The 22,483-nt window shown below is 68.0% G+C and carries 17 protein-coding genes and 2 pseudogenes; 9 read left to right on the top strand and 10 right to left on the bottom strand.

What is annotated here, in order from left to right:
- Positions 1-67 precede the first annotated feature (67 nt).
- The 5 genes from amn (at position 68) to C722_RS0121395 (ending at position 8,817) form a co-directional block, all read left to right on the top strand.
- On the top strand, positions 68-1,540 hold the full coding sequence (gene amn, locus C722_RS0121415) for an AMP nucleosidase (RefSeq protein WP_017642486.1): 1,473 nt from the start codon (positions 68-70) through the stop codon (positions 1,538-1,540).
- Between the two features lie 477 nt (positions 1,541-2,017).
- Positions 2,018-3,181: a type III PLP-dependent enzyme gene (locus tag C722_RS0121410; RefSeq protein WP_007159636.1), complete on the top strand. Its 1,164-nt coding sequence runs from the start codon at positions 2,018-2,020 to the stop codon at positions 3,179-3,181.
- A gap of 182 nt (positions 3,182-3,363) precedes the next feature.
- The gene (locus C722_RS0121405) at positions 3,364-5,580 is read left to right on the top strand and encodes a TonB-dependent siderophore receptor (RefSeq protein WP_017642485.1); all 2,217 of its coding nucleotides are present in this window, start codon (positions 3,364-3,366) and stop codon (positions 5,578-5,580) included.
- Between the two features lie 64 nt (positions 5,581-5,644).
- The gene (locus tag C722_RS0121400) at positions 5,645-6,328 is read left to right on the top strand and encodes a Fe2+-dependent dioxygenase (protein ID WP_017642484.1); all 684 of its coding nucleotides are present in this window, start codon (positions 5,645-5,647) and stop codon (positions 6,326-6,328) included.
- Positions 6,313-8,817, top strand: a complete 2,505-nt coding sequence (locus tag C722_RS0121395; protein ID WP_017642483.1) for a sulfite reductase flavoprotein subunit alpha — start codon at positions 6,313-6,315, stop codon at positions 8,815-8,817. Before C722_RS0121400 ends, C722_RS0121395 begins: the two co-directional genes overlap by 16 nt.
- Here the strand turns inward: C722_RS0121395 and C722_RS0121390 are convergent.
- Positions 8,814-9,263: a DMT family transporter gene (locus tag C722_RS0121390; RefSeq protein ID WP_256204562.1), complete on the bottom strand. Its 450-nt coding sequence runs from the start codon at positions 9,261-9,263 to the stop codon at positions 8,814-8,816. The genes C722_RS0121395 and C722_RS0121390 overlap by 4 nt on opposite strands.
- Before the next feature lie 108 nt (positions 9,264-9,371).
- Between C722_RS0121390 and C722_RS0121385 the strand changes: the two genes are divergently transcribed.
- A complete protein-coding gene (locus C722_RS0121385; protein WP_017642481.1) occupies positions 9,372-9,863 on the top strand; it encodes a hypothetical protein in 492 nt (163 codons plus the stop codon).
- Between the two features lie 8 nt (positions 9,864-9,871).
- Positions 9,872-10,324 carry a DUF421 domain-containing protein gene (locus C722_RS0121380; RefSeq protein WP_017642480.1) on the top strand — a complete coding sequence of 151 codons (453 nt, stop codon included), beginning with the start codon at positions 9,872-9,874 and terminating at the stop codon, positions 10,322-10,324.
- A gap of 75 nt (positions 10,325-10,399) precedes the next feature.
- Here C722_RS0121380 and C722_RS0121375 read toward each other — a convergent pair.
- The 3 genes and pseudogenes from C722_RS0121375 to zapE all read right to left on the bottom strand — a co-directional run.
- A pseudogene (locus C722_RS0121375) lies at positions 10,400-10,549 on the bottom strand (general stress protein); the annotation flags it as partial.
- Between the two features lie 302 nt (positions 10,550-10,851).
- Positions 10,852-11,715: an MBL fold metallo-hydrolase gene (locus tag C722_RS0121370; protein WP_017642478.1), complete on the bottom strand. Its 864-nt coding sequence runs from the start codon at positions 11,713-11,715 to the stop codon at positions 10,852-10,854.
- 98 nt (positions 11,716-11,813) lie between these two features.
- A complete protein-coding gene (gene zapE / locus C722_RS0121365) occupies positions 11,814-12,914 on the bottom strand; it encodes a cell division protein ZapE (RefSeq protein ID WP_017642477.1) in 1,101 nt (366 codons plus the stop codon).
- 160 nt (positions 12,915-13,074) lie between these two features.
- Here zapE and C722_RS0121360 point away from each other — a divergent pair, with 160 nt between their 5' ends.
- Positions 13,075-14,295, top strand: coding sequence for a pyridoxal phosphate-dependent aminotransferase (locus tag C722_RS0121360; RefSeq protein WP_017642476.1), 1,221 nt, complete (start codon positions 13,075-13,077; stop codon positions 14,293-14,295).
- Here C722_RS0121360 and C722_RS0121355 read toward each other — a convergent pair whose 3' ends face one another.
- From C722_RS0121355 to C722_RS0121330, 6 genes and pseudogenes are all read right to left on the bottom strand, one after another.
- Positions 14,296-15,075, bottom strand: a complete 780-nt coding sequence (locus C722_RS0121355) for a hypothetical protein (RefSeq protein WP_017642475.1) — start codon at positions 15,073-15,075, stop codon at positions 14,296-14,298.
- A gap of 153 nt (positions 15,076-15,228) precedes the next feature.
- Positions 15,229-16,566, bottom strand: a complete 1,338-nt coding sequence (locus C722_RS0121350; protein ID WP_017642474.1) for a sigma-54 dependent transcriptional regulator — start codon at positions 16,564-16,566, stop codon at positions 15,229-15,231.
- Positions 16,551-17,996 carry an ATP-binding protein gene (locus C722_RS0121345; RefSeq protein WP_017642473.1) on the bottom strand — a complete coding sequence of 482 codons (1,446 nt, stop codon included), beginning with the start codon at positions 17,994-17,996 and terminating at the stop codon, positions 16,551-16,553. Before C722_RS0121345 ends, C722_RS0121350 begins: the two co-directional genes overlap by 16 nt.
- Positions 17,997-18,069: 73 nt before the next feature.
- Positions 18,070-19,221: a mandelate racemase/muconate lactonizing enzyme family protein gene (locus tag C722_RS0121340; protein WP_017642472.1), complete on the bottom strand. Its 1,152-nt coding sequence runs from the start codon at positions 19,219-19,221 to the stop codon at positions 18,070-18,072.
- A gap of 23 nt (positions 19,222-19,244) precedes the next feature.
- Positions 19,245-20,603 (bottom strand): annotated as a pseudogene (locus tag C722_RS25230) (MFS transporter).
- A gap of 87 nt (positions 20,604-20,690) precedes the next feature.
- Positions 20,691-21,725 carry a LacI family DNA-binding transcriptional regulator gene (locus tag C722_RS0121330; RefSeq protein ID WP_017642469.1) on the bottom strand — a complete coding sequence of 345 codons (1,035 nt, stop codon included), beginning with the start codon at positions 21,723-21,725 and terminating at the stop codon, positions 20,691-20,693.
- Positions 21,726-21,870: 145 nt separating this feature from the next.
- On the opposite strand from C722_RS0121330, the gene C722_RS0121325 reads away from it, so the two are divergent.
- Complete coding sequence (locus C722_RS0121325) at positions 21,871-22,476, top strand: LysE family translocator (protein WP_017642468.1); 606 nt, start codon at positions 21,871-21,873, stop codon at positions 22,474-22,476.
- The last annotated feature ends 7 nt before the right edge of the window (positions 22,477-22,483 follow it).

The following is a 22,483-nucleotide window of genomic DNA, read 5'->3' as shown; positions in this document are numbered from 1 at the left end:
CACAGCCGTTGTCACCCAGGGGTGTTAGGGTGTCAGCTATAGCCAGCGCCCCAACAAGGAAACCTGCATGACCTCCGTATCCGAGGATTTCACCGTCGTCGCCACCGCCAGCGAGGCGGTCGACCGGCTCGCGGCGCTGCACCAGGAGGCCACCCAGGCCCTGGATGCGGCGCTCAAGCGCTATCTCAAGGATCGCGTCGAACCCAGCGCCGCCGAGCGCCAGCTGTTCCGCTATCCCGAGATCCGCATCCGCTATCGCGCGCCCGGCGTGCCGCCGGCCACCACCCGCGCCTACGCCAAGATCCAGCTGCCCGGCACCTATGTGGCCACCGTGACCCATCCGGCGGCCTTTCGCGGCTATCTGCTGGAGCAGCTCGAGCCGCTGATGCGCGACTACGACGTCCAGGTCGAGGTCGGTCGCAGTCGCCAGGACATCCCCTACCCCTATGTGGTGGAGCAGGGCGACGAACTGGCCGGTAGCGGCGTGACCGCCGCCGAGCTGGCGCGGGTCTTTCCCAGCACCGATCTCTCCGCCGCCCACGACGACATCGCCGACGGCCACTACGACTGGGAGCGCATCGATCCGCTGCCGCTGGCCCTGTTCGATGCCGCCCGTACCGACTTCTCGCTGAGACGCATCGTCCACTACACCGGCAGCGACTGGCGCCACGTGCAGCCCTGGATCCTGCTGACCAACTACCATCGCTACGTCGACCAGTTCATCCAGCATGGCCTGGAGCAACTGCGCAGCGATCCGCGCTTCGAGCGCCTGGTGCTGCCGGGCAACGTCATCATCGAACGTGACATGGACCCCACCGAGGCCCAGGCGGTCATCGCCGCCATCGCCTGGCACCGCTTCCAGATGCCGGCCTACCACCTGATAGCGAGCGACGGCCATGGCGTTACCCTGGTCAACATCGGCGTCGGCCCATCCAACGCCAAGAACATCACCGACCACCTGGCGGTGCTGCGCCCACACTGCTGGCTGATGATCGGCCACTGCGGCGGCCTGCGGCAGTCGCAGACCATCGGCGACTACGTGCTGGCCCACGCCTACATGAGGCGCGACGGCATCCTCGACCGCGTGGTGCCGCCGCACATTCCCATCCCGGCCCTGGCCGAGGTGCAGGTAGCGCTGCAGGAGGCCGCCGCCAGCGTCACCGGCGAACGCGGCGAGGCGCTCAAGCGCCGCCTGCGTACCGGTACCGTGCTGACCTACGACGACCGCAACTGGGAATTACGCTGGGCTCAGGAACGCCCGCTGATCAACCTGGCGCGCGCCGTGGCGGTGGACATGGAGAGCGGCACCATCGCCGCCCAGGGCTATCGCCTGCGGGTGCCCTACGGCACCCTGCTGTGCGTGTCCGACAAGCCCCTGCACAGCGAGATCAAGCTGCCCGGCTCGGCCAACGCCTTCTATGCCCGCGCGGTGAGCCAGCACCTGGCCATCGGCATCGCCGCCCTCGACCAGCTGCGTACCCAGCTCGACTCCCTGCACTCGCGCAAGCTGCGCAGCTTCGACGAGCCGCCGTTCCGGTAAGGCGCTGGGGTTGGGCGTGTTGGGCTTCGCTGCGCTCAACCCAACCTACGGGCCCAGGCTCTGGTAGGTTGGGTTGAGACAGCTCCATCGTCGAAGCCCAACGCTGCAACCTTCCCCACCTTCTCTGCCCGCTCGGCAACCCCCTGTCATCGCCCCTCCGGAACATCTCGTCGCCCGCTCCGGTCGGTTGCAGGAGTGGGGGTGAGTCCGCGCGCGTCACCGTTCGGTAAAGATCACGGATTTAACATTGATCTCTGGGACGTCTGGCCCTAAAGTTCGCGCCCGAACGTCCATGCTGGAAACGATCCATCCGGCTCAAGTACCGACGACGAGACAGCGAGGTCAACGCCAGTACGCGTTGACCTTTTTGCTTTCGGCGATGTGCCTTGGGAAGTAGGCGAACCAAAGTGGGGAAACGGATTAGGCGTTCAGAACACCCCCTCCTTCAATTTGTTCTGCCCATCGGGAGTCCGACGCATGTCCATCAAGGTCGAAGATTACTATTCTCGCGAAACCTTCCAGAAGATGAAGGCCTTCGCCGACCAGCAGGAAACCCCCTTCGTCGTCATCGACACCGCCACCATCGGCCGGGCCTATGACGACCTCGTTGGCAACTTCCCGTTCGCCAAGATCTATTACGCGGTCAAGGCCAACCCGGCCATCGAGATCACAGAGTTGCTGCGCGACAAGGGCTCGAACTTCGACATCGCCTCCATCTACGAGCTGGACAAGGTGCTGTCCACCGGGGTCGAGCCGGAGCGCATCAGCTACGGCAACACCATCAAGAAGTCCAAGGACATCCGCTACTTCTACGAGAAGGGCGTGCGCATGTTCGCCACCGACTCCGAGGCCGACCTGCGCAACATCGCCAAGGCCGCCCCGGGCTCGCGCATCTATGTGCGGATCCTCACCGAAGGCTCCAACTCGGCAGACTGGCCGCTGTCGCGCAAGTTCGGCTGCCAGCCCGACATGGCCCTGGATCTGCTGATCCTGGCCCGCCAACTGGGTCTGGAGCCCTATGGCATCTCCTTCCACGTCGGCAGCCAGCAGCGCGACATCGACGTCTGGGACGCTGCCATCGCCAAGGTCAAGGTGATCTTCGAGCGCCTCAAGGAAGAAGACGGCATCACTCTGAAGATGATCAACATGGGCGGCGGCTTCCCGGCCAACTACATCCAGCGCACCAACAGCCTGGAGACCTATGCCGAGGAGATCATCCGCTTCCTCAAGGAAGACTTCGGCGACGAACTGCCGGAAATCATCCTGGAGCCGGGCCGTTCGCTGATTTCCAACGCCGGCATCCTGGTCAGCGAAGTGGTGCTGGTGGCACGCAAGTCGCGCACCGCCGTCGAGCGCTGGGTCTACACCGACGTGGGCAAGTTCTCCGGCCTGATCGAAACCATGGATGAATCCATCAAGTTCCCGATCTGGACCGAGAAGAAGGGCGAGATGGAAGAAGTCGTCATCGCCGGGCCGACCTGCGACAGCGCCGACATCATGTACGAGCACTACAAGTATGGCCTGCCGCTGAACCTGGCCAGCGGTGACCGCCTGTACTGGCTGTCCACCGGTGCCTATACCACCAGCTACAGCGCGGTGGAATTCAACGGCTTCCCGCCCTTGAAGGCCTTCTACCTCTAAGGCCTTCCCGCGGTAGTCGAGCCCGCGCCCTGCAAGGGACGCGGGCTTTTTCATGCCTGGCGAAAAGCGGTTTGTCAGTCTATTTACCAGGATTGTTAAGAATAGTTTACATTCGCTATGGATTTGATAATCGTTTGCAAATAGAATCGCGCCGCATTCACATAAGGAGGCGGCCCGCCATCATGTCCAAGGAAATGTCCTCGCTGTCCCAGCGCCGTTTGCTGGTTTCCACCTTCAGTGTCGCCGTCGCTTCGCTGTCCCTCGGGGCGCAGGCCCAGGACGCCAAGGAGCCGGTGACCCGCTTGGAAAGTCTGACCATCGAAGGTCAGGCGCAGCAGGAAGGCTTCAAGGCCGAACAGTCCGCCTCGCGCAAGTACACCGCGCCCCTGCTGGACACCCCCCAGACCGTCACCGTGGTGCCGGCGCAGGTCATCCAGGACCAGCAGGCCCTGAGTCTGAGATCGGTGCTGTCCAACGTATCCGGTATCACCTTCAACGCCGGCGAGGGCGGTGGTGGCTCCGGCGACAGCATCAACATCCGCGGCTTCAGCGCCAACTCGAACATCCAGATCGATGGCCTGCGCGACAGCACCCAGACCAACCGTACCGACACCTTCAACCTGGAGTCGGTCGAGGTCATCAAGGGCCCCAACTCGGTGTTCGGCGGCGCCGGCACCACCGGTGGCTCCATCAACCTGATCAGCAAGAAGCCCCAGAACCGCCAGTTCACCCGCATCGGCGCGGGCCTGGGCACCGACAGCTATCGCCGCCTGACCCTGGACACCAACCAGCCGCTGCAGGGCGTGGGTACCGACAGTGCCTTCCGCCTGAACCTGATGGCCCACGAGAACGACGTGCCCGGCCGCGATCAGATCGACCGCGAGCGCTGGGGCATCGCGCCGTCGCTGGCCCTGGGCCTGTCGGACGACACCCGGCTGACCCTGAGCTACTTCCACCAGACCGACAACAACCAGCCCGATTACGGCGTGCCAGCGCTCAACGGCAAGCGTCTGAGCGGGGTGGATCGCGATGCCTATTTCGGCTTCAAGAACATCGACAAGGAAGACATCGACAACAATGTCTTCACCGTGGAGCTGGAGCATCGCTTCAACGACAACCTGAGCCTGCAGAACCTGACCCGCTACAGCCGCATCGAGCGCGACGTGGTGATCTCGGCGTCCCACGTCAACCTGGATGGCGTGGCCGCGGGTCGCTATCGCCCGGCCGGCCCCCAGGGCTATGGCCGCGACGTGACCTCGGAGATGTGGATCAACCAGACCAACCTGACCGGCAACGTCGATACCTTCGGCCTGGGCCATTCCTTCGTGCTGGGCGCCGAGTTCTCCCGCGAGGACTACGACCGCGACACCTACAGCTATGGCCTGACCTTCCCGGCCGCAGGCTATTCCCTGTCCGCGCCGCCGGAGCGCTATGACGGCGCGACCAACAAGCAGACCTCGGCCATCGCCAACAACGTGCTGACCGACAAGGCGCTCTATGCCTTCGACACCATCGCTCTCAACGACTTCTGGGATCTGAACCTGGGCCTGCGCTACGACTGGTTCGACGGCGACAGCGACACCACCCCGGTCGCCAACGGCGTGCGCGGCGCCAAGACCAAGCTGAGTTCCGATGACGCCAAGCTGAGCGGGCGCGCTGGCCTGGTGTTCAAGCCGGCTCCGAACGGCCGGGTCTATGTGGCCTATGGCACCTCCTTCAACCCCTCGGCGGAAAGCCTGACCTCCACCGGCGCCGGCCTGAGCGCGGCTAACCAGGATCTGGGTCCGGAAAAGAACAAGACCTGGGAGCTGGGCACCAAGTGGGAATTCCTCGACAGGCGCCTGGAGCTGGACGGCGCCCTGTTCCGCGTCGAGAAGAGCAATGCCCGGGAAACCCTGGCCGACGGCAGCACCGCCCTGGCCGGCGAGCAGCGCGTGCAGGGCATCGAGCTGGGCGCCACCGGGCGGATCACCCCGCAGTGGAATGTCTACGCCAACTTCACCTTCCTCGACAGCGAGACGCTCAAGGCCGCCGACACCCTGGACGGGCGCAATCGCGAAGGCCAGGCCCTCGCCAACACCCCGCCGCGCTCGCTCAATCTCTGGACCACCTATGAGCTGCCGGCCGGTTGGCGGGTGGGCTATGGTGCCCGCTACGTCAGCGAGCGCAACGTCACCTCCAGCAACGACGGCGCCAAGCTCGACGACTACTGGCTGCACAACGCCATGGTCGGCTATCGCGTCAATCGCAACGTCGACCTGCAACTCAACGTCAACAATGTCTTCGACAAGGACTATGTGGAGCGGGTCCGCTCGCAACTGGGCGTGAGCACCCGGTCGTCGGCCATCGAATATGGCGATGCCCGTTCCGCCATCCTGACCGCGACCTACAGCTTCTAAGGTCGTCCGCCAGACGCCGAGCCCTGCACCCGCAGGGCTTTCGGCTTTGAGGAGAACAGCGCCAATGATGATCAGCGTTCCGGGTGTGCTCACGCCAGAGCAGGTAGGGGAGTGCCGCCAGCGACTGGAGGCGGCGGCCTGGGCCGATGGCAAGCACACCGCCGGCTTCCAGTCGGCCATGGCCAAGGACAATCTGCAGCTGCCGGCGGACGAGCCGGCGGCGCGGGCGGTGGGTGAACTGATCCAGCAGGCGTTGGCGCGGCATCCGCTGTTCGTCGCCGCGGCGCTGCCGGCGCGGGTGTTTCCGCCGCTGTTCAATCTTTATCAGGGCGGCCAGTCCTTCGGGCTGCACGTGGACAATGCGCTACGGGCCCTGCCGGATGGCAGCGGCTATCTGCGTACCGACCTGTCGGCCACGCTGTTCCTGTGCGAGCCGGACACGTACGACGGCGGCGAGCTGGTGGTGGAAGACACCTATGGCGCCCACAGCGTCAAACTGGCGGCCGGCGACCTGATCCTCTATCCGGCCAGCAGCCTGCACCGGGTGCTGCCGGTCAGCCGAGGCGCGCGGCTGTGTTCCTTCTTCTGGATCCAGAGCCTGGTGCGCGATGCCGGTCAGCGCAGTCAGCTGTTCGAACTCGACCAGGGCATCCAGCGGGCGGCCGCCGAGCTGGGGCAGGGCCATGAGGCCTGCCTGCAACTGACCGGCGTCTATCACAACCTCTTGCGACAATGGGCTCAGCCCTGATCCGCAGGGGCCTCTTCCAGCTGCACAGCCTGCTCGGGCTGGCAGCGGGCCTGGTGCTGGTGGTGCTGGGGGTGACAGGGGCGCTCTACAGCTTCCAGCTGGAGCTCTTGCAACTGCTCAATCCGCCATCGACCACCGCCGCTCCGGACCAGCGTCCGCTGACGCTGCCGGAGGTGCGGCAGCGTCTCGTGCCTGCAGATCGGGAGTTGAGCTTCGTTTCCAGCATGGCGGGGGAGGGCTACGGCCTGCTCGGTCTGGCACCGGCGAAGGGTCAGGGCCGTGGCGAGGTGCAGCTGTTCGATCGCTACACCGGCGAGGTGCTGACGTCGCCCCGTGGCCAGGCGTTCTTTCGCCTGATCCTTGACCTGCACCGCTCCCTGGCCCTGGGACCGGTGGGCAAGGCCCTGACCGGCGCCGCCACCCTGATCCTGCTGGTGCTCTGTCTGTCCGGGCTGTACCTGCGCTGGCCGCGTCAGGTACGCCGCTGGCGCACCTGGCTGACCCTGGACTGGGCGCGCCGTGGGCGCAGCTTCCATTGGGACCTGCACGCCGTGGCTGGCACCTGGTGCCTGCTGCTCTATCTGCTGGCGGCGCTGACCGGTCTCTATTGGTCCTATGACTGGTACCGCGAGGCCAGCGAGCGCCTGCTGGGCGCCGCCCCGGAGCCCCTGACCACGGGGGTGGTGGCGCGCCAGGACGTGGATCTGGACGCGCTCTGGCAGAGCTTTCGCGCAGAGACCGGTGGACGCATCGAGGGCTACGGCCTGCTGCTGCCCAATCCGGCGCGCAAGGTCAGCCATCCCACCCTCTGGTACCTGCCCGAGGATGCCGAGCACCTCCGCGCCCTCAATCGCCTTGTCTTCGATGGCCAGGGGCGGGTGCTCGATCATCGCCGTTACCGCGAGCAGCCGCTGGGTGCCCGGCTGTTGCTCAGCGTCTATGCCCTGCATTCGGGCGAATACTTCGGCCTGGCGGGACGGATCGCCCTGCTGCTCGCCAGCCTGGCCATGCCGCTGTTCATGGTGACCGGACTCTGGCTCTATCTGGATCGCCGGCGCAAACGCCGCCAGGCGCGCCAGGCGCAGAGCGGGCTCACACCGGCCGCGGCAGGGAGCGCCGACTGGCTGATCGGCTATGCCAGCCAGAGTGGCCAGGGCGAGGCGCTGGCCTGGCAAGCCGCCGGCCAGCTGCAGGCGGCGGGGCTGAGCGCCGAGGTGGTCGCGCTCGGGCGTCTCTCGGTGGAGCGGCTGCAGCAGGCCACCCGGGCGCTGTTCGTCGTCGCCACCCACGGCGACGGCGAGGCCCCGGATGCCGCGCGCGGCTTCGAGCGGCGGATGCTGACCCAGGCGGCAACGCTGCCAAGCCTGAGCTATGGGGTGCTGGCCCTGGGCGACCGGCGCTATCCGGCCTACTGCGCCTTCGCCCAACGGCTGGACGCCTGGCTGGATGGACAGGGCGCCCGGTCACTGTTCGCTCCGGTGGAGGTGGACAATGGCGACCCCCTGGCGCTTGCGGTCTGGCAGGGGCAGTTGCAGACCCTGGGCGCTGCGTGTGCCGAGCCACCGTCCGAGCGTCCGCTGCAGTCCTGGCAGCTGGCGGCGGTGCAGCGGCTCAACGCCGGCAGCCCCGGCGGAGCTGCCTTCGAGCTGCAGCTGCGGCCACCGCCTGGAAGCCACTGGGCACCGGGTGACCTGCTGGAGATCGCGCCGCGCCAGCGCGCCGAGCGCGTGGCGGCCTGGCTGCAGCCCCTGGGCCTGGCCGCTGACAGCAGGGTCGAGATCGGGGGGGTGACGCTCACCTTGGCGACGGCTCTGGAAACCCGTCTGCTGCCGGAAGACCAGACCACGCTACCGGGCTTGGACGCCCAGGCCCTGGTCGACGCCCTGAAGCCGCTCGTCGTACGTCAGTACTCCATCGCCTCGCTGCCCGGCGAAGGCGCCTTGCGGTTATTGGTACGCCAGGAGCGCAAGGCGGATGGCCGCCTGGGCATCGCCTCCGGCTGGCTGACCACGGCGCTACGACCCGGTGACCAGGTACAGGCGCGGCTACGCGCCCACCCCGGCTTCCGGCCGCCGCTGGACGAGCGCCCACTGATCCTGATCGCTGCCGGTACCGGCCTGGCCGGGGTACGCCCGCTGCTGGCCGCCCGCATCGCCGCCGGACACCGGCGAAATTGGCTGCTGTTTGGCGAACGCACGGCGACGCACGACGATTTCTATGGAGCGGAGCTGGATGCCTGGCAGGCGCAAGGCGAGCTGGCCCGGCTGGACCGGGTGTTCTCGCGGGACGGCGCCGGTTACGTGCAGGAGCGCCTGAGCGCGCAGGCGGACCTGCTGCTGGACTGGCTGGCGGCGGATGCCGTGATCATGGTCTGCGGCAGTCTGCAAGGGCTGGGGCGTGGCGTACACGCCACCCTGCAGGGGCTGCTCGGCGAGGCCGAGGTCCAGCGGCTGTTGGAGGATGATCGCTACCGCCGCGATCTCTACTAGGCCCGGGCGATGCACCAGACGCCAGCGCCGATCAGCACCACGCCGGCCAGCTTGCCCAGGGTGACCGGGTCCTGACGAAAACCGGCCCAGCCGAAGTGATCCAGACTCAGGGACATGGCCAGCTGGCCGGCGATCACCAGCGCCATGAACAGGGTGGCGCCGATGCGCGGACCGGCAAAGGCGGCCATGGCGATAAAGAACATGCCCAGCAGACCGCCGCACCAGTGCCACCAGTGCAACTCGCGCAAGGCCCCCAGGGTGGGGACGCCGCGCTGCCAGAGCGTCAGGCCCAGCAGGGCGAGCAGGCCGACCAGGAAGGAAATGGACGCCGCGGCGAAGACACTGCCGAGGTGCCGGGCCAGTTGACCGTTGATGCCGGCCTGCAGCGGCAGGCAGGCACCGGCGATGAAGGGCAGGACGAGCAGCCACCAGACGGGCATCGACAGGACTCCAGGCGAAAGGGGGCGCGCAGTATGCCCCAGGGTGGGGCGAAGCGGTCGAACCGGCGACCTTCGGTCAGGCTCCAAGGGCTATCGCATTCCGGAGCAACCGTCATGGCGTCACCCTTGGAGAAGCGCTTGCCGATCCGCGAGGAGCCGGGCCTGCAACGCTGGATCTGGCGCTGCGAGCGGCTGGGCTGGGTACTGCTGGCCATGTTCGTGGCGCTGGCCCTGGCCGGGTTGTTCGCCAGTGGCGGGCCCTGGGCCAAGGCGACCCGGATCAGCGACGATGGCCAGCTCAGGGTCGACTACGAGCGTTTCCAGCGCCGCGGGGCAGCGGCGACCCTGACCCTGGAACTCGCGCCCGGCGTCAACCGCGTCGGCCTCGACGAACGCCTGGTGGCCGACTGGACGGTGGAAGCTCTCTATCCGCAGCCCCTGCGCATGACCAGCAGCGACGGGGTGCTCTGGTTGGAACTGGCCGGCGGTACGGGGTCGAATCGCGTGCACCTGGCGCTGCGTCCGGATGCTTTGGGCACGGTCGACTGGCGCATCCTGCGACCCGGCCAGCCACCCCTGGAACTCTCTGCCTTCGTCTATCCCTAGGAACTGCCATGGAATCCGTCCTGCGCGCCGCCGCGATCTACGTCTTCTTGCTGGTGCTCTTTCGCATCACCGGGCGCCGGGCGCTGTCGGAGATCACCACTTTCGATTTCGTCCTGCTGCTGGTGATCGGCGAGGCGACCCAGCAGGCGCTGTTGGGGGATGATTTTTCGGTGATCAACGCCTTCGTGGTGATCGCCACCCTGGTGCTGATCGACATCCTGCTTTCGCTGTTCAAGGAGCGCTCACCCAAGGTGGGGCGCTTTCTCGATGGCGTGCCGCTGATCGTGGTGGAGTACGGCAAGCCGTTGACCGCGCGGCTGCGCAAGGCCCGCCTGACCGAAGAGGACATCCTCGAAGCGGCGCGGCAGAGTCAGGGGCTGGAGCGGCTGGAGCAGATCCGCTTCGCGGTGCTGGAGAAGAATGGGCAGATCTCGGTGATACCCGAGCCCGGAGCGAAGTAACGAGAGGTGATAAGGTAGGAAGGGCAGGAAGGGCAGGATGATCCTGCCCTTGGTCATGGTCTGAATGACGCCGGGTTACCGCTGGCCGCCACCACTGTTCTGACCGCCCTTGCGACCGGCCTCGGACGCTTTCTCGCGGTCATTGGCGAAACTGCCGCCGCTGTTCTGACCGCCCTTGCTGCCGGCTTCGGCGGCTTTCTCGCGATCATTGGCGAAGTTGCCTGGATTGGAATTCGATTGCTTGGTGGTCATGGTCGCTCTACCTCTCGTAGGAATGTAGTGCAGAACGCATTGCCTGCCCTGCTATGGAGGGGCGAACGCGGCAAGGTTTCCCGGTCGGGAGATGGGTGGTCGCTGGCCAGGCGCCACTGTCTGGACCGTATCTAGCTTTGGCCGAAGGCCTGTCCAACCTGGCCGCTGGGTTGCAAGGTGCGCCAGGTTTGCCCCGCCCGGAAAAGCCTGGACGCAGCGGTGTCGCTGCGTCCAATTCCTGTGGCTATTGGCTTGTACGACGGATGGTGCCTGCGCTAGAAACCGTCGATGGGAATCTTCAGGTAACGGCGGCCATTGGCCTCGGCCGGCGGCAGGGTACCGGCGCGGATGTTCACCTGGATCGCCGGCAGGATCAGGGTCGGCATGGACAGGGTGGCGTCGCGGCGGGTGCGCAGGGCGACGAAGGCGTCTTCGTCCACCCCATCGCGGACGTGGACATTGAGGGCGCGCTCTTCACCCACGGTGGTCTCGTGGCGCGCCTCGCGACCCGCCGGCGGATAGTCGTGGCACAGGTAGAGACGGGTGGCCTCCGGCAGGGTCAGCAGGCGGCGGATCGAGCGATAGAGGTCGCGGGCGCTGCCACCGGGAAAGTCGCAACGGGCCGAGCCGACATCGGGCATGAACAGGGTATCGCCAACGAAGACGTGTGCTTCTTCCACCTGATAGGCCATGTCGGCCGGGGTGTGGCCGGGCACGTGCAAGGCGCAGGCGGTCAGGGCACCGATATGGAAGACCTCGTCGGGCTGGAACAGGTGGTCGAACTGGGAGCCGTCGAGGCGGAATTCCGCTTCCAGGTTGAAGACGTCCTTGAAGGCGCCCTGGACCCGGCGGATGCCCTCGCCGATGGCGATGCGGCCGCCCAGTTGCCGGCGCAGATAGGGCGCGGCGGAGAGGTGGTCAGCATGGGCATGGGTCTCCAGCAGCCACTCCACCGTCAGCCCCTGGTCGCGCACGAAGCGGGCGACGCGATCCGCCGAGAGGGTGGCGGTGCGGCCCGAATGCGGATCGTAGTCCAGCACTGAGTCGACGATGGCGCAGCGACTGCCGGGCGCCTCGTAGATCACATAGGTGAAGGTGGACGTGGTGGCGTCGAAGAAGGGTTCGATGCGCGGAGTCATGACCGGGCCTCGTGAAGAGAAAGGACGTCCCACCTTAACACGGGGCCCTGCTGCTCCGTGGCGTGCCTCGTCGCCGCAGGGCGATCGTTCGGGTCCGCCTAGTACCGCGCCTGCTGCATCTCCCTGAGCCGGCTCAGGGTGCGGCGGAAAGGAAATTCCAGAAAGCCGCGGGTGTACAGCTGCTCCAGGGGCACGGCGGCGTTCAGGTAGAGCGGGCGGCGGCGGTCGTAGGCTTCGTCGACCAGGGCGATGAAGCGGCGCACGGCGTCGTCCTGGGGCGCCAGGCGGGGCAGTTCGCGATCGCCGGCGAGGACGCGCGTCGCGCCGTCTTCGGTGCCGCGGGCGATCCGGCCCGCGCGGGGATCGCCGGACAGGCAGGGGACGTTGCCCAGCAACAGGGCAGGGAAGCGGGTGCAGAGATCGATGTAGTCAGTGGTCGCCCAGGCGCCCTGGCAGAGGGTGGCGAAGTCCAGCCAGATCGCGCCGGGTGCACGCTGGATAACCGGCAACAGGCGCTCGCCGAGGGCGAGGGGCTCATCGGTCGCGGCTTGGCCGACGGTGAGCTGGGCGAAGGTCGCGGCCAGGGCGGTGGGATCGTCCACCCAATAGCGTGGTTCGGCCTGGCCTTCATGCAGACGGTGGTCCTGGCCGCCGTCCAGCTCCAGCACGTCCAGCTGCGCCTGGAGCGCGGCGATGGCCGGCAACAGGCGCTCGCGATTGAAGCCGTCGGCATAGAGCTGCTCCGGCGGCTGGTTGGAGGTGACCACCAGCACCAGGCCCTGGTCCAGCAGGGCGCGCAGCAGGCCGCCTACCAGGATGGCGTCGCCGATGTCGCTGACGAAGAGTTCGTCGAAACACAGCACCCGCACTTCGGCGGCCAGTTCCCGGGCCAGCGCCTGCAGAGGATCGCGGGTGCCGCCGAGCTGGAACTGGCGCTGGTGCACCCAGCGCATGAAGTGATGGAAGTGCTGGCGGCGGGCGGGCACCGGCAGGCTGGCGTGGAACAGGTCCAGCAGCCAGGTCTTGCCGCGACCGACCGGACCCCAGAGATAGAGGCCGCGTGCCGGACGGCCCGCCAGCAGCGCCCCATGGCAGGCTTCCAGCTGCTGGGCGGCGGCCTCCTGGGCGGTATCGGGCAGGCGGTCGCCCTGGGCCAGGGCCCGGCGGTAGGCGGCGAGGGGAGAGCGGGTATTGGACATGGCCGCCACTCTAGCGCCCGGGCCGGCAGCAGACCATGCCCCGGCGGAATGACGTGAGTCCTTTATAGCGTTTGAAGGCCGGCCGCGGCGGTTCGATAGTGCGAGACGACCCTGCCGGACGCCGCCGGCACCCGCTTTCATCTCTGCCTGGAGCCCTGTCATGGCCGCCGCTTCCACCCTGCACCTCGCCCACTGCCTCGCCTCCGTGGGCGTCTCCGAGATCCTCAAGATCACCGAGCGGGCCAACGCCCTGCGCCGCCAGGGCGCCGATCTGCTGGTGCTGGGTGCGGGCGAGCCGGATTTCGATACCCCGGAGCACATCAAGGAAGCGGCGATCCAGGCCATCCGCGCCGGCCAGACCAAGTACACGGTGCTCGACGGCAGCCCGGCGCTCAAGGAGGCCATCCGCCGCAAGTTCGCGCGTGAGAACGACCTGGTATTCGCCCAGGACGAGGTGACCGCCTCGGCCGGCGCCAAGCAGGTGATCTTCAATGCCATGATGGCGACCCTGGACGCGGGCGACGAGGTGATCATCCCCGCGCCCTTCTGGGTGACCTATGCGGACATCGTCACCATCCTCGGCGGCACGCCGGTGGTGCTGCCGTGCCGTGAGGAGGATGGCTTCCGCCTGACCGCCGCGGCCCTGGAGGCGGCCATCACCCCGCGTACCCGCTGGGTGATGCTCAACTCGCCGTCCAACCCTTCGGGGGCGGCCTATGGCGAGGAACACTATCGGCCGCTGCTGGAGGTGCTGCTGCGCCACCCGCAGGTCTGGCTGATGGTGGACGACATGTACGAACACATCCTCTACGACGGCTTTCGCTTCGTCACCCCGGCGGCGCTGGAGCCGCGGCTGCGAGAGCGTACCCTGACCATCAACGGCGTCTCCAAGGCCTATGCCATGACCGGTTGGCGCCTGGGCTACGCCGGTGGACCGAAGGCGCTGATCCAGGCCATGGCCAGTGTGCAGAGCCAGGTGACCTCCTGCCCCTGCTCGGTCAGCCAGGCCGCGGCCATCGCCGCCCTGGATGGGCCGCAGGACATCGTGCGCGAGCGCTGCGAGCTGTTTCGCGAGCGGCGGGATCTGGTGGTGGATGCCTTAAATGCGGTGCCGGGTCTGTCGGCGCGGCGGCCCGAGGGGGCCTTCTATGTCTACGCCAGTTGCGCGGGGGTCTTGGGTCGGCGGACGCCGAACGGGGAGGTGATCGACAGCGATACGGCCTTTGCCCGCTACCTCATGGACGAGGGCGGGGTGGCGGTGGTGCCAGGCTCGGCCTTTGGCCTGGCGCCTTACTTCCGGGTTTCCTACGCCACCTCGCGGGAGGTGCTGGAGGAAGCCTGCCGCCGGATCGCCGAAGCGACCCGGCGACTGCTGGCCTGATCAGCCGGCCGGCGGAGCGGGCGGCGCCGGCGGTTGGGCACCCGGGGCGACCGGCTGGACGCCAGGGGGCGGGGGCGGCGGCAGACGACCGGGGCCACGGGGCACCGGCGGGGTGTCCAGAGTCTGCAGCGAGTTGGCATCGGCGCCGAGGGCGCTGACCCGGAAGGCACGGCCCTGGGCATTGGCCACCAGCTCGCCGCGAACGGCGATGCTCTGACCAGGCTTGAGCAGGGCTTGCAGGCGCAGCGCTTCGTGGGGCGGCAGACGCAGGGCGGTGCCGTCCTGCAGCAGGGCGCCGTTCACGTCGCCACGGGGACCGTGCAGCAGCTGGACGATCTGGCCCTGGAGGCTGTCGTTATCGCGTTCGACGCCCGGACGGGGCGGCGGCGGACGCGGTTTGCCGCTGCGCTCGGGGCCTTCGTCGGTGACTGTCTTGCCGGTCTGGACATTGGTCAGCGAGACCGCCTGGACCAGCGGCAGGCTGGCGGCGCGCAGGCCGACGACGTTGATGCTGTCACCTGGCTTGAAGGTGGCGGCCAGTTGCTCGGACAGGTGCGGCGGGGTGTTGACCTCGGTGCCGTCGGCCAGGATCAGGCCGTCGATATCGCCCCGGGGATTGAGCAGGAACTGCTTGAGCTGGCCCTGCTGGGTGGGAATCTGGGCACTGGCAGCGGTGGTGGTGGCCGCGCTGCCGGCGGGTGCGGTCTGTGCCAGGACGAGGCCACTGACGGACAGCAGGGCGAAGGTCCCGATCACGAGGGTTTGGGTCTTGGTAGGCATGGATGACTCCTGCGGTGGTTGACGATTACGCTATTGCAGGGCCTGTGCCAACATTTATTTTATATGTAAATCAATAGCTTGCGATTTCTGGTGGCCATCCGGACCAGGCAGTGCGTCCGGTTGGCGGACAGACCTGTCGGCAAAGCGGACAGCCTAGATCCCGCTGTCTTCTTCGCCGACACCCAGGCCCAGTCGACTCAGTTTGGTGTAGAGCAGCTGGCGATGAATGCCCAGCCGGCGGGCCGCCTCGGCGCGATTGCCGCCGCTGCGTTGCAGGGCCCGCTCGATCAGCAGCCGCTCCAGGCGCGCGGTGGCTTCCGCCAGGGTCTCCTCCGGCCAACTGGCGTCGATGGTGACCGCATCCGGGGTCTCGCCCTGCAGGAAGGCCAGGTCGGCGGCGACGATGCGCTCGCCTTGCGCGAGGGTCGCGGCGCGCTGGATGGCGTTGCGCAATTCCCGCACGTTGCCCGGCCAGGGGTGCCGCAGCAGCAGGGCGGCGGCATCGTCCGCCAGGACGCGACCGCTGGGCGCGAGGAAGTGCTCGGCCAGCGGCAGGATGTCGGCACGCCGCTCGCGCAGGGCCGGCAGGTGGATGGGTACCACGTGCAGGCGATAGAAGAGGTCCTCGCGGAAGTCGCCACTGGCGACGCGCTGGGCCAGGTCGCGGTGGGTGGCCGCCACCAAGCGCACGTCCAGGCGTACCGGTGCGCCGCCCACCGGGGTCACCTCGCGTTCCTGCAGGGCGCGGAGGATCTTGGCCTGCATCGCCAGCGGCATGTCGCCGATCTCGTCGAGAAAGAGGGTGCCGCCCTGGGCTTCGCGAAAGGCGCCTAGGCGATTGGCGGTGGCCCCGCTGAAGGCGCCGCGCACATGGCCGAAGAGTTCGCTTTCCAGCAGGTCCGGCGGGATGGCGGCGCAGTTGACTGCGACGAAGGGCGCCCCGCGTCGCTTGCCGTGCTCGTGGATGGCGCGGGCCACCAGTTCCTTGCCGGTGCCAGTCTCGCCGGTGACCAGCACCGTGGCCTCGCTGTCCACCAGGCGGCCGATGGTCTTCTGCACCTGGCGCAGGGCGTCGCTGCCGCCCACCAGGGTGTGGCCTTCGACCGTGGCCGGCGGCGCCGCAGCGGGACCGCGTTGGGCGGTCATGCCGGCCAGCACCCGGATCAGGTCATCGCGACCGATGGGCTTGGTGAGGTGGTCGAAGGCGCCGAGACGCATGGCCTCGATGGTATTGCCGGCGCTGGCGAAGGCAGTGAGCACCGTGACCGCCGGCGGCTCGGGGAGGGCGCGGATGCGCGCCAGTACCTCCAGGCCATCCAGCCCGGGCATGCGCAGGTCGAGCAGCACGGCGTCCACCGTCTCCTGCGCCAGGAGCCGCAAGCCCGCTTCGCCTTCTTCGGCCTGCAGCACCCGGTAGCCCTGGTCCGCGGCGGTTTCCGCCAGGGCGTCGCGCAGACCGGCGTCGTCGTCGATGATCAGCAGGGTTGGCATGGCAGGAGGATCTCGAAGCGAGTGGGGACGGAGGGTTCGATCAGGCGCGCTTCGCCGCCATGGGCGCGGGCGGTTTCGCGGACCAGGGCCAGGCCGAGGCCTGTGCCTTCGGGGCGACCGGTGACGAAGGGCTCGAAGAGCTGGGCACGCAACTCGGCAGGCGGTCCCTGGCCTGCGTCTTCCACCGCCAGCACCAGCCAGTCGCCGCGCCGGCTGGCGTCGAGGCGAATCTCGCTGGCGGCCGGGGCGGCCTGGAGGGCGTTGAGCAGCAGGTTGTCCAGGGCACGCGCCAGGGCGTCGCGATCGAAACAGCCCTGCTCGACGGCCACCCTGGCGGTCAGGTGGATACCACGTTGGACCGCCTGGTCTTCGTGACCGGCCAGCACTTCGCGGCAAAAGGCCGGGAGCTCGACGGTGGTCGGTTGCAGTTGCGGCGGCTGGGTGAGGTCCAGCAGGCGACGCAGCAGGCTGTCCAGCCGGGTGATCTGCAGCAGGATGGCGTCCAGCGCTCGTTGCTGACGGCCGCTGTCGCCGACCAGGGCGTTCTCGGCCTTGAGGCGCATGGCGGCCAGCGGGTTGCGGATCTCGTGGGCGACCCCGGCGGCCACCCGACCGAGGGCCGCCAGCCGCTCACTGGCATGCACCTGGGTGGTCAGCCGCTGGGCTTCGCTGCGGGCCTGGGCCAGGCGCTGGCCGGCCTGGTTGAGCGCCGTCAGCACCCGATCCAGCTCGCGCTCGCCGGTAAGGGCGAGGGTGGGCAGGTCATGGCTGGCACTGGCGCCGAGATCGCGCTCGACCCGGGCGACATGCCGCGACCACTGCCAAGTGAGTCGGCCGAGCAGCAGGGTGGCGGCGAGCATGGCCAGCAGCAGCAGACCCAGGCCCAGTTTCAGCTGGCGCTGGCCGCTGCCTTCGGCGAAGGTCAGGCGGGTCAGGGTCCAGGCGGCGAGATCGGGGATGGGGCCGGACAGCGGGCAGGCGGCGACCAGCACCGTGGCGCCGTCCGCGCTGAAGCTGTCGCTCAGGCTGCGCGCCTCGGCCAGGGTCGCGGCGGAGAGATCGGCCAGGTGCTGGCGTTCGGCGGCGGTCAGGGTGAAGGGACTGGCATCGGCCAGGAGCCCGGCCTGTTCCTGCCAGAGGCCACCGGCCATGCCGCGATAGCGCAGCAGGGCGACACTGGCCACGCCGGCGAGACTGCGCTGCAGCGCCGGATCGACGAGGCCAGCGGTAGGTCCGGACCAGCCATTGCTGTAGAACCGGTAGCTGCTGGCGATGGCCTGGCAGGCCTGCTCGGCTTCCACGGTGGCCTGGCCGAGCTGGGCGCTTTCCGACTGGCGCAGGAGCAGGATCATCAGCCAGCCGACCCCGACGGCCATGCCGCCGAGCATCAGCAGCAGAGCAATCAGACGACTGCGCAGCGATCCGAACATGGGATTTCTCTATCCAGGCCTTGGCCTGGATAGAGTGCCACACCCCGGCGGAGTTCGAGTGCCAGAGCGGGTGTCAGGCGCGCCGGCCGAATTCCGCTTCCTGCGCCGTCCAGCCGGGTACCCGCTCGCTCAGGGACAGCCCGAGACCCGGACGGGTCGGTACCTGCATCCGCCCGTCACGGGTTTCCAGGCGTTCGTTGAACAGCGGCTCCAGCCATTCGAAGTGTTCCACCCAGGGCTCGGTGGGATAGGTGGCGGCAAGGTGCACGTGCAATTCCATGGCGAAGTGCGGTGCCAGCATCACGCCGGCCTGCTCGGCCAGGGCGGCCACCTTGAGGAAGGGGGTGATGCCACCGACCCGTGGCGCGTCGGGCATCAGGAAGTCGGCACCGCGCAGGCGGATGAATTCCTGGTGCTCGGCGATGCTGGTCAGCATCTCGCCAGTGGCGATGGGGGTGTCGAAGGCCGCGGCCAGGGCGGCGTGACCTTCGGCGTCGTAGCAGTCCAGCGGCTCCTCGATCCAGATCAGGTTGAATTCCTCGAAGCGCCGGCACATACGCTGGGCGGTGGGTCGGTCCCATTGCTGGTTGGCGTCGACCATCAGCGGGAAGCTGTCGCCCAGGTGGCGGCGCACGCGGGAGACACGTTCCAGATCCAGGGCGCAGTCGGGCTGGCCGACCTTGAGCTTGATGCCGCCGATGCCTTTTTCCCGGGAGAGGTCGGTGTTCACCAACAACTGCTCCAGCGGCGTATGCAGGAAGCCGCCGGAGGTGTTGTAGCAGCGCACCGAGTCGCGCTGGGCACCCAGCAGGCGTGCCAGGGAGAGGTTGGCGCGACGGGCCTTGAGGTCCCAGAGGGCCACGTCGAAGGCGCCGATGGCCTGGGTGGCGAGACCGCTGCGACCCACCGAGGCGCCGGCCCAGCAGAGCTTGGTCCAGAGTTTCTGGATGTCGCTGGGGTTCTCGTCGAGCAGCACCGGGGCAATTTCATGGGCGTGGGCGAACTGGCCGGGGCCACCGGCGCGCTTGGAATAGCTGAAGCCCAGGCCGCGCTGGCCGTCGCGGGTCTCGATCTCGACGAAGAGGATGGCGATCTCGGTCATCGGCTTCTGCCGGCCGGTGAGCACCTTGGCGTCGCTGATGGGGGTGGCCAGCGGCAGGAACACGGAAGCCAGGCGGACCCAGGCGATGCGGTCCTGGTCGGCGCTGTAGGCGATATCGGTCATGGGGAAGTCTCCGGGGTGAGGGATCAGGGACGGGTGGCAGGCAGGGCGGCGTCGGCGGTGGCGGCTGGCTCGTCGTTGAGTTCGCCGAGGTCCAGGCGCTTGAGCGGGCCGACGATGACCAGGTAGGAGAAGGCGCCGAGCAGGCCCATGGCGGCGACGTAGGTGAGGGCCACGTCGAAGGAGCCGAGCTGGCTGATCATCAGGCCAATCGCCAGTGGGGTGACGATGCTGGCGATGTTGCCGCAGAAGTTGAAGAGCGCGCCGCTCACGCCCATGGCGCGCTTGGGCGAGACATCGCCGACGATGCACCAGCCGAGGTTGCCGACGCCCTTGGCGAAGAAGGCGATGGACATCACCAGGGTGACCAGGGCGATGGACTGGGTGTAGTTGGCCACCACGATGCTGCTGGAGAGCAACAGGCCGACGATGATCGGCGTCTTGCGCGCGGCGGTGAGGCTGTAGCCGCGGCGCAGCATGCCGTCCGACCAGAGTCCGCCGAGAACGCCGCCCAGGCAGCCGGCCACCGGCGGGATGGCGGCGATCAGGCCGACCTTGAGCATGGTCAGCCCCTTGGCCTCGACCAGGTAGGTGGGAAACCAGGTGAGAAAGAACCAGGTGATGGTGGTCAGGCAGAATTGCCCCAGGTAGATGCCCAGCATCATGCGATTGCCGCTGATGGCCTTGAAGGTGCGCCAGCTGAAGGGCGCCCGGGTGTCGCCCAGGTCGGGCAGGCCGCCGCCAGCCTCGATATGGTCCAGCTCGCTCTGGCTGACGCGTCTGTCATGCCGGGGCTCCTGCACGGTGGCGAACCACAGCAGGCCGATGAGGATGCCGGCGCCGCCGGTCCAGAAGAACACGTGCTCCCAGCCGAACTGGTTGAGCAGGATCACCATCACTGGCGTGAACACCGCCAGGGCGAAATACTGCGCCGACTGGAAGATGGCGGTGGCCAGGCCGCGCTCCTGGCGCGGGAACCACATCACCGTGAGGCGGTTGTTGGCCGGAAAGGCCGGCGACTCGGCCACGCCCATGAGAAAGCGCAGCACGAACAGCGCCAGCAGGGCCGAGGAGAAGAGGCCGACGTAGCCCTGCAGGAAGGTCAGCGCCGACTAGAGGATCAGGCTGGCGCCCAGCACCAGCCGGGAGCCGAAGCGATCGAGCACGATGCCGCCGGGAATCTGCATGGCGGTGTAGGCCCAGCCGAAGGCCGAGAAGGCGAGCCCCATGGCCACGGCGTCGAAACCGAGGTCGTGACGCATGGCCGGTGCGGCGATGGAGAGGGTGGCGCGGTCGACGTAGTTGAATACCGTCACCAGAAAGATCATCGCCAGGACGAGATAGCGGACGCGAGTACGCCGCGACGGCTCAGGGGAAGTGCGCATTGTTATTGTCCTTTTCAGCGGGCAAAGCCGGCGGCGAGGCCGGCACCTGCAGGAGGACGCTAAGCTGATTACGCAATCATTCAAGCGTCAGCGAGTGCTCTCGCGCATGACCAGTTCGAAGCCGGTATCCCGTTTTCGCGGGGCCTCCGCACCCGCCAGGCGGGCAAGCAACACCGCGGCGGCATGGGTGCCCATTTCGGCACCGCGGACATCGACGGTGCTCAGCGCTGGGAGCAGATGGGCGGCGCTGGCCAGGTTGCCAAAGCCCATCACGGCCAGCTCCGCCGGTACGCGCAGGCCGCGGGCATGGGCTTCGGCGAGTACCCCGTGGGCGAGGGTGTCGGAGCTGCAGACCACCACTTCGGGACGGGCGCCGATCTCGAGCAGGCGGGCCAAGCCCTGGCGACCCAGTGCCGGGGTGGCCGGCGGTGGTAGGCTGACATCGGCTGGCGCGGCCAGTCTCTGGCGGGCCAGTTCGGCACGAAAGGCATCGCGGCGCAGCCGCCCCCGGGGATCGTCCAGGGTCAGGCTGGCGAAGTGGCGATAGCCGCGCGTCAGTAGCTGTCGGGCGATGGCCTGGCCCACCGCCTCATGGGAAAAGCCCACCAGCATGTCCAGCGGTCGCTCGCCCTGGTCCCAGCACTCCACCAGCGGAATGCCGGCCTGGGACAGGCGCAGCCGGCTGGCAGCAGTGTGCAGGGTGCCGGTGAGCACCATGGCGTCGGGACGGCGGCGCAGCAGGGCGGCCACTAGCTGCTCTTCGCGTTCGGCGGAATAGTCGGTCAGGCCCAGCAGGGTCTGGTGGCCGGCCCTGGTCAGGGTCTGCATGAGCGCCTGCACGGTGTCGGCGAAGATGGAGTTGACGATGGTGGGTACCAGGATGGCGATCAGCCGGCTCTCCTGGGGCGCGCTGCCAGCGGTGAGCATGGCGGGCTGGTAGCCGCTCTCGCGTACCGCGCGAAAGACCTTTTCGCGCAGCGCCGGACGGACGATCTCCGGCTGGTTGAGGGTACGCGAAACGGTGATCGGCGAGACTCCGGCCAGGCGGGCCACGTCCTTGAGGGTCGGCGGCTTGCCATCGGGACGGCCCCGCCAGGCCAGGGTGCTGCGATCGCTGGACAAGGGAGATCTCCACGACAGGCGAGGGAAAGCGGGATTCTGCCAAGTCGTACGATGACCCTCAAGGCGGACGAGCCACAAACGTACAAGCCAGGGCAGGGCGCGCTGGCTAGCCTGGGCCTCTCCCTAGAACTCCGGCAGGTGCCCCTTGGAAATCGTCCTCTATGCCCTGAGCGTCATGTACAGCCCCGGCCCGGTCAACGCCCTGGGCCTAAACGCCGGTCTGCAGGGCCAGGCCCGGCGCGCCCTGGGTTTCCATCTCGGCGTTGGCTGCGCCATGCTGCTGCTGTTTCTCGGCCTGGGTTATGGCGGTGCTGCCCTGGTGTCTGCCCGGGTGCTGCCGTGGCTGGCGCTGGCCGGCGGCGCCTACAGCCTGTACCTGGGCTATCGTCTCGCCAGGGCGACGCCGACGGTCGCGACCGACGCCGAGGGGACACAGGATGCGCGGCTGAGCTTTCTGGGCGGACTGCTGATGCAGGGACTCAATCCCAAGGGTTGGCTGGCCGTGCTGCCCATCGCCACGGTGATGTTTCCGGCGGCCCAGGTGACCGGCGCCAAGATCGCCCTCTGCTCGCTGCCGCTGGCCATCGCCGCTGGCGGGGCGCCGGCCTGCTATGCGCTGCTGGGCAGCCTGCTGGGTCGCACCCTGCTGCGCGGACGGGGCCTGCGCTGGGTGAATCGGCTGCTGGGGTTGAGCCTGGTAGGCTGTGCCCTGCTGCTGTTCCACGATGCCTACCGCGACCTGCTCAGCTGATCGCCGC

Source organism: Pseudomonas sp. 313, from assembly GCF_000316965.1.
In the GTDB taxonomy this organism is placed as follows: Bacteria; Pseudomonadota; Gammaproteobacteria; order Pseudomonadales; family Pseudomonadaceae; genus Chryseomonas; species Chryseomonas benzopyrenica.
The sequence above is the reverse complement of the archived record's forward strand: the minus strand, read 5'-3'. Positions and strand labels throughout refer to the sequence as shown.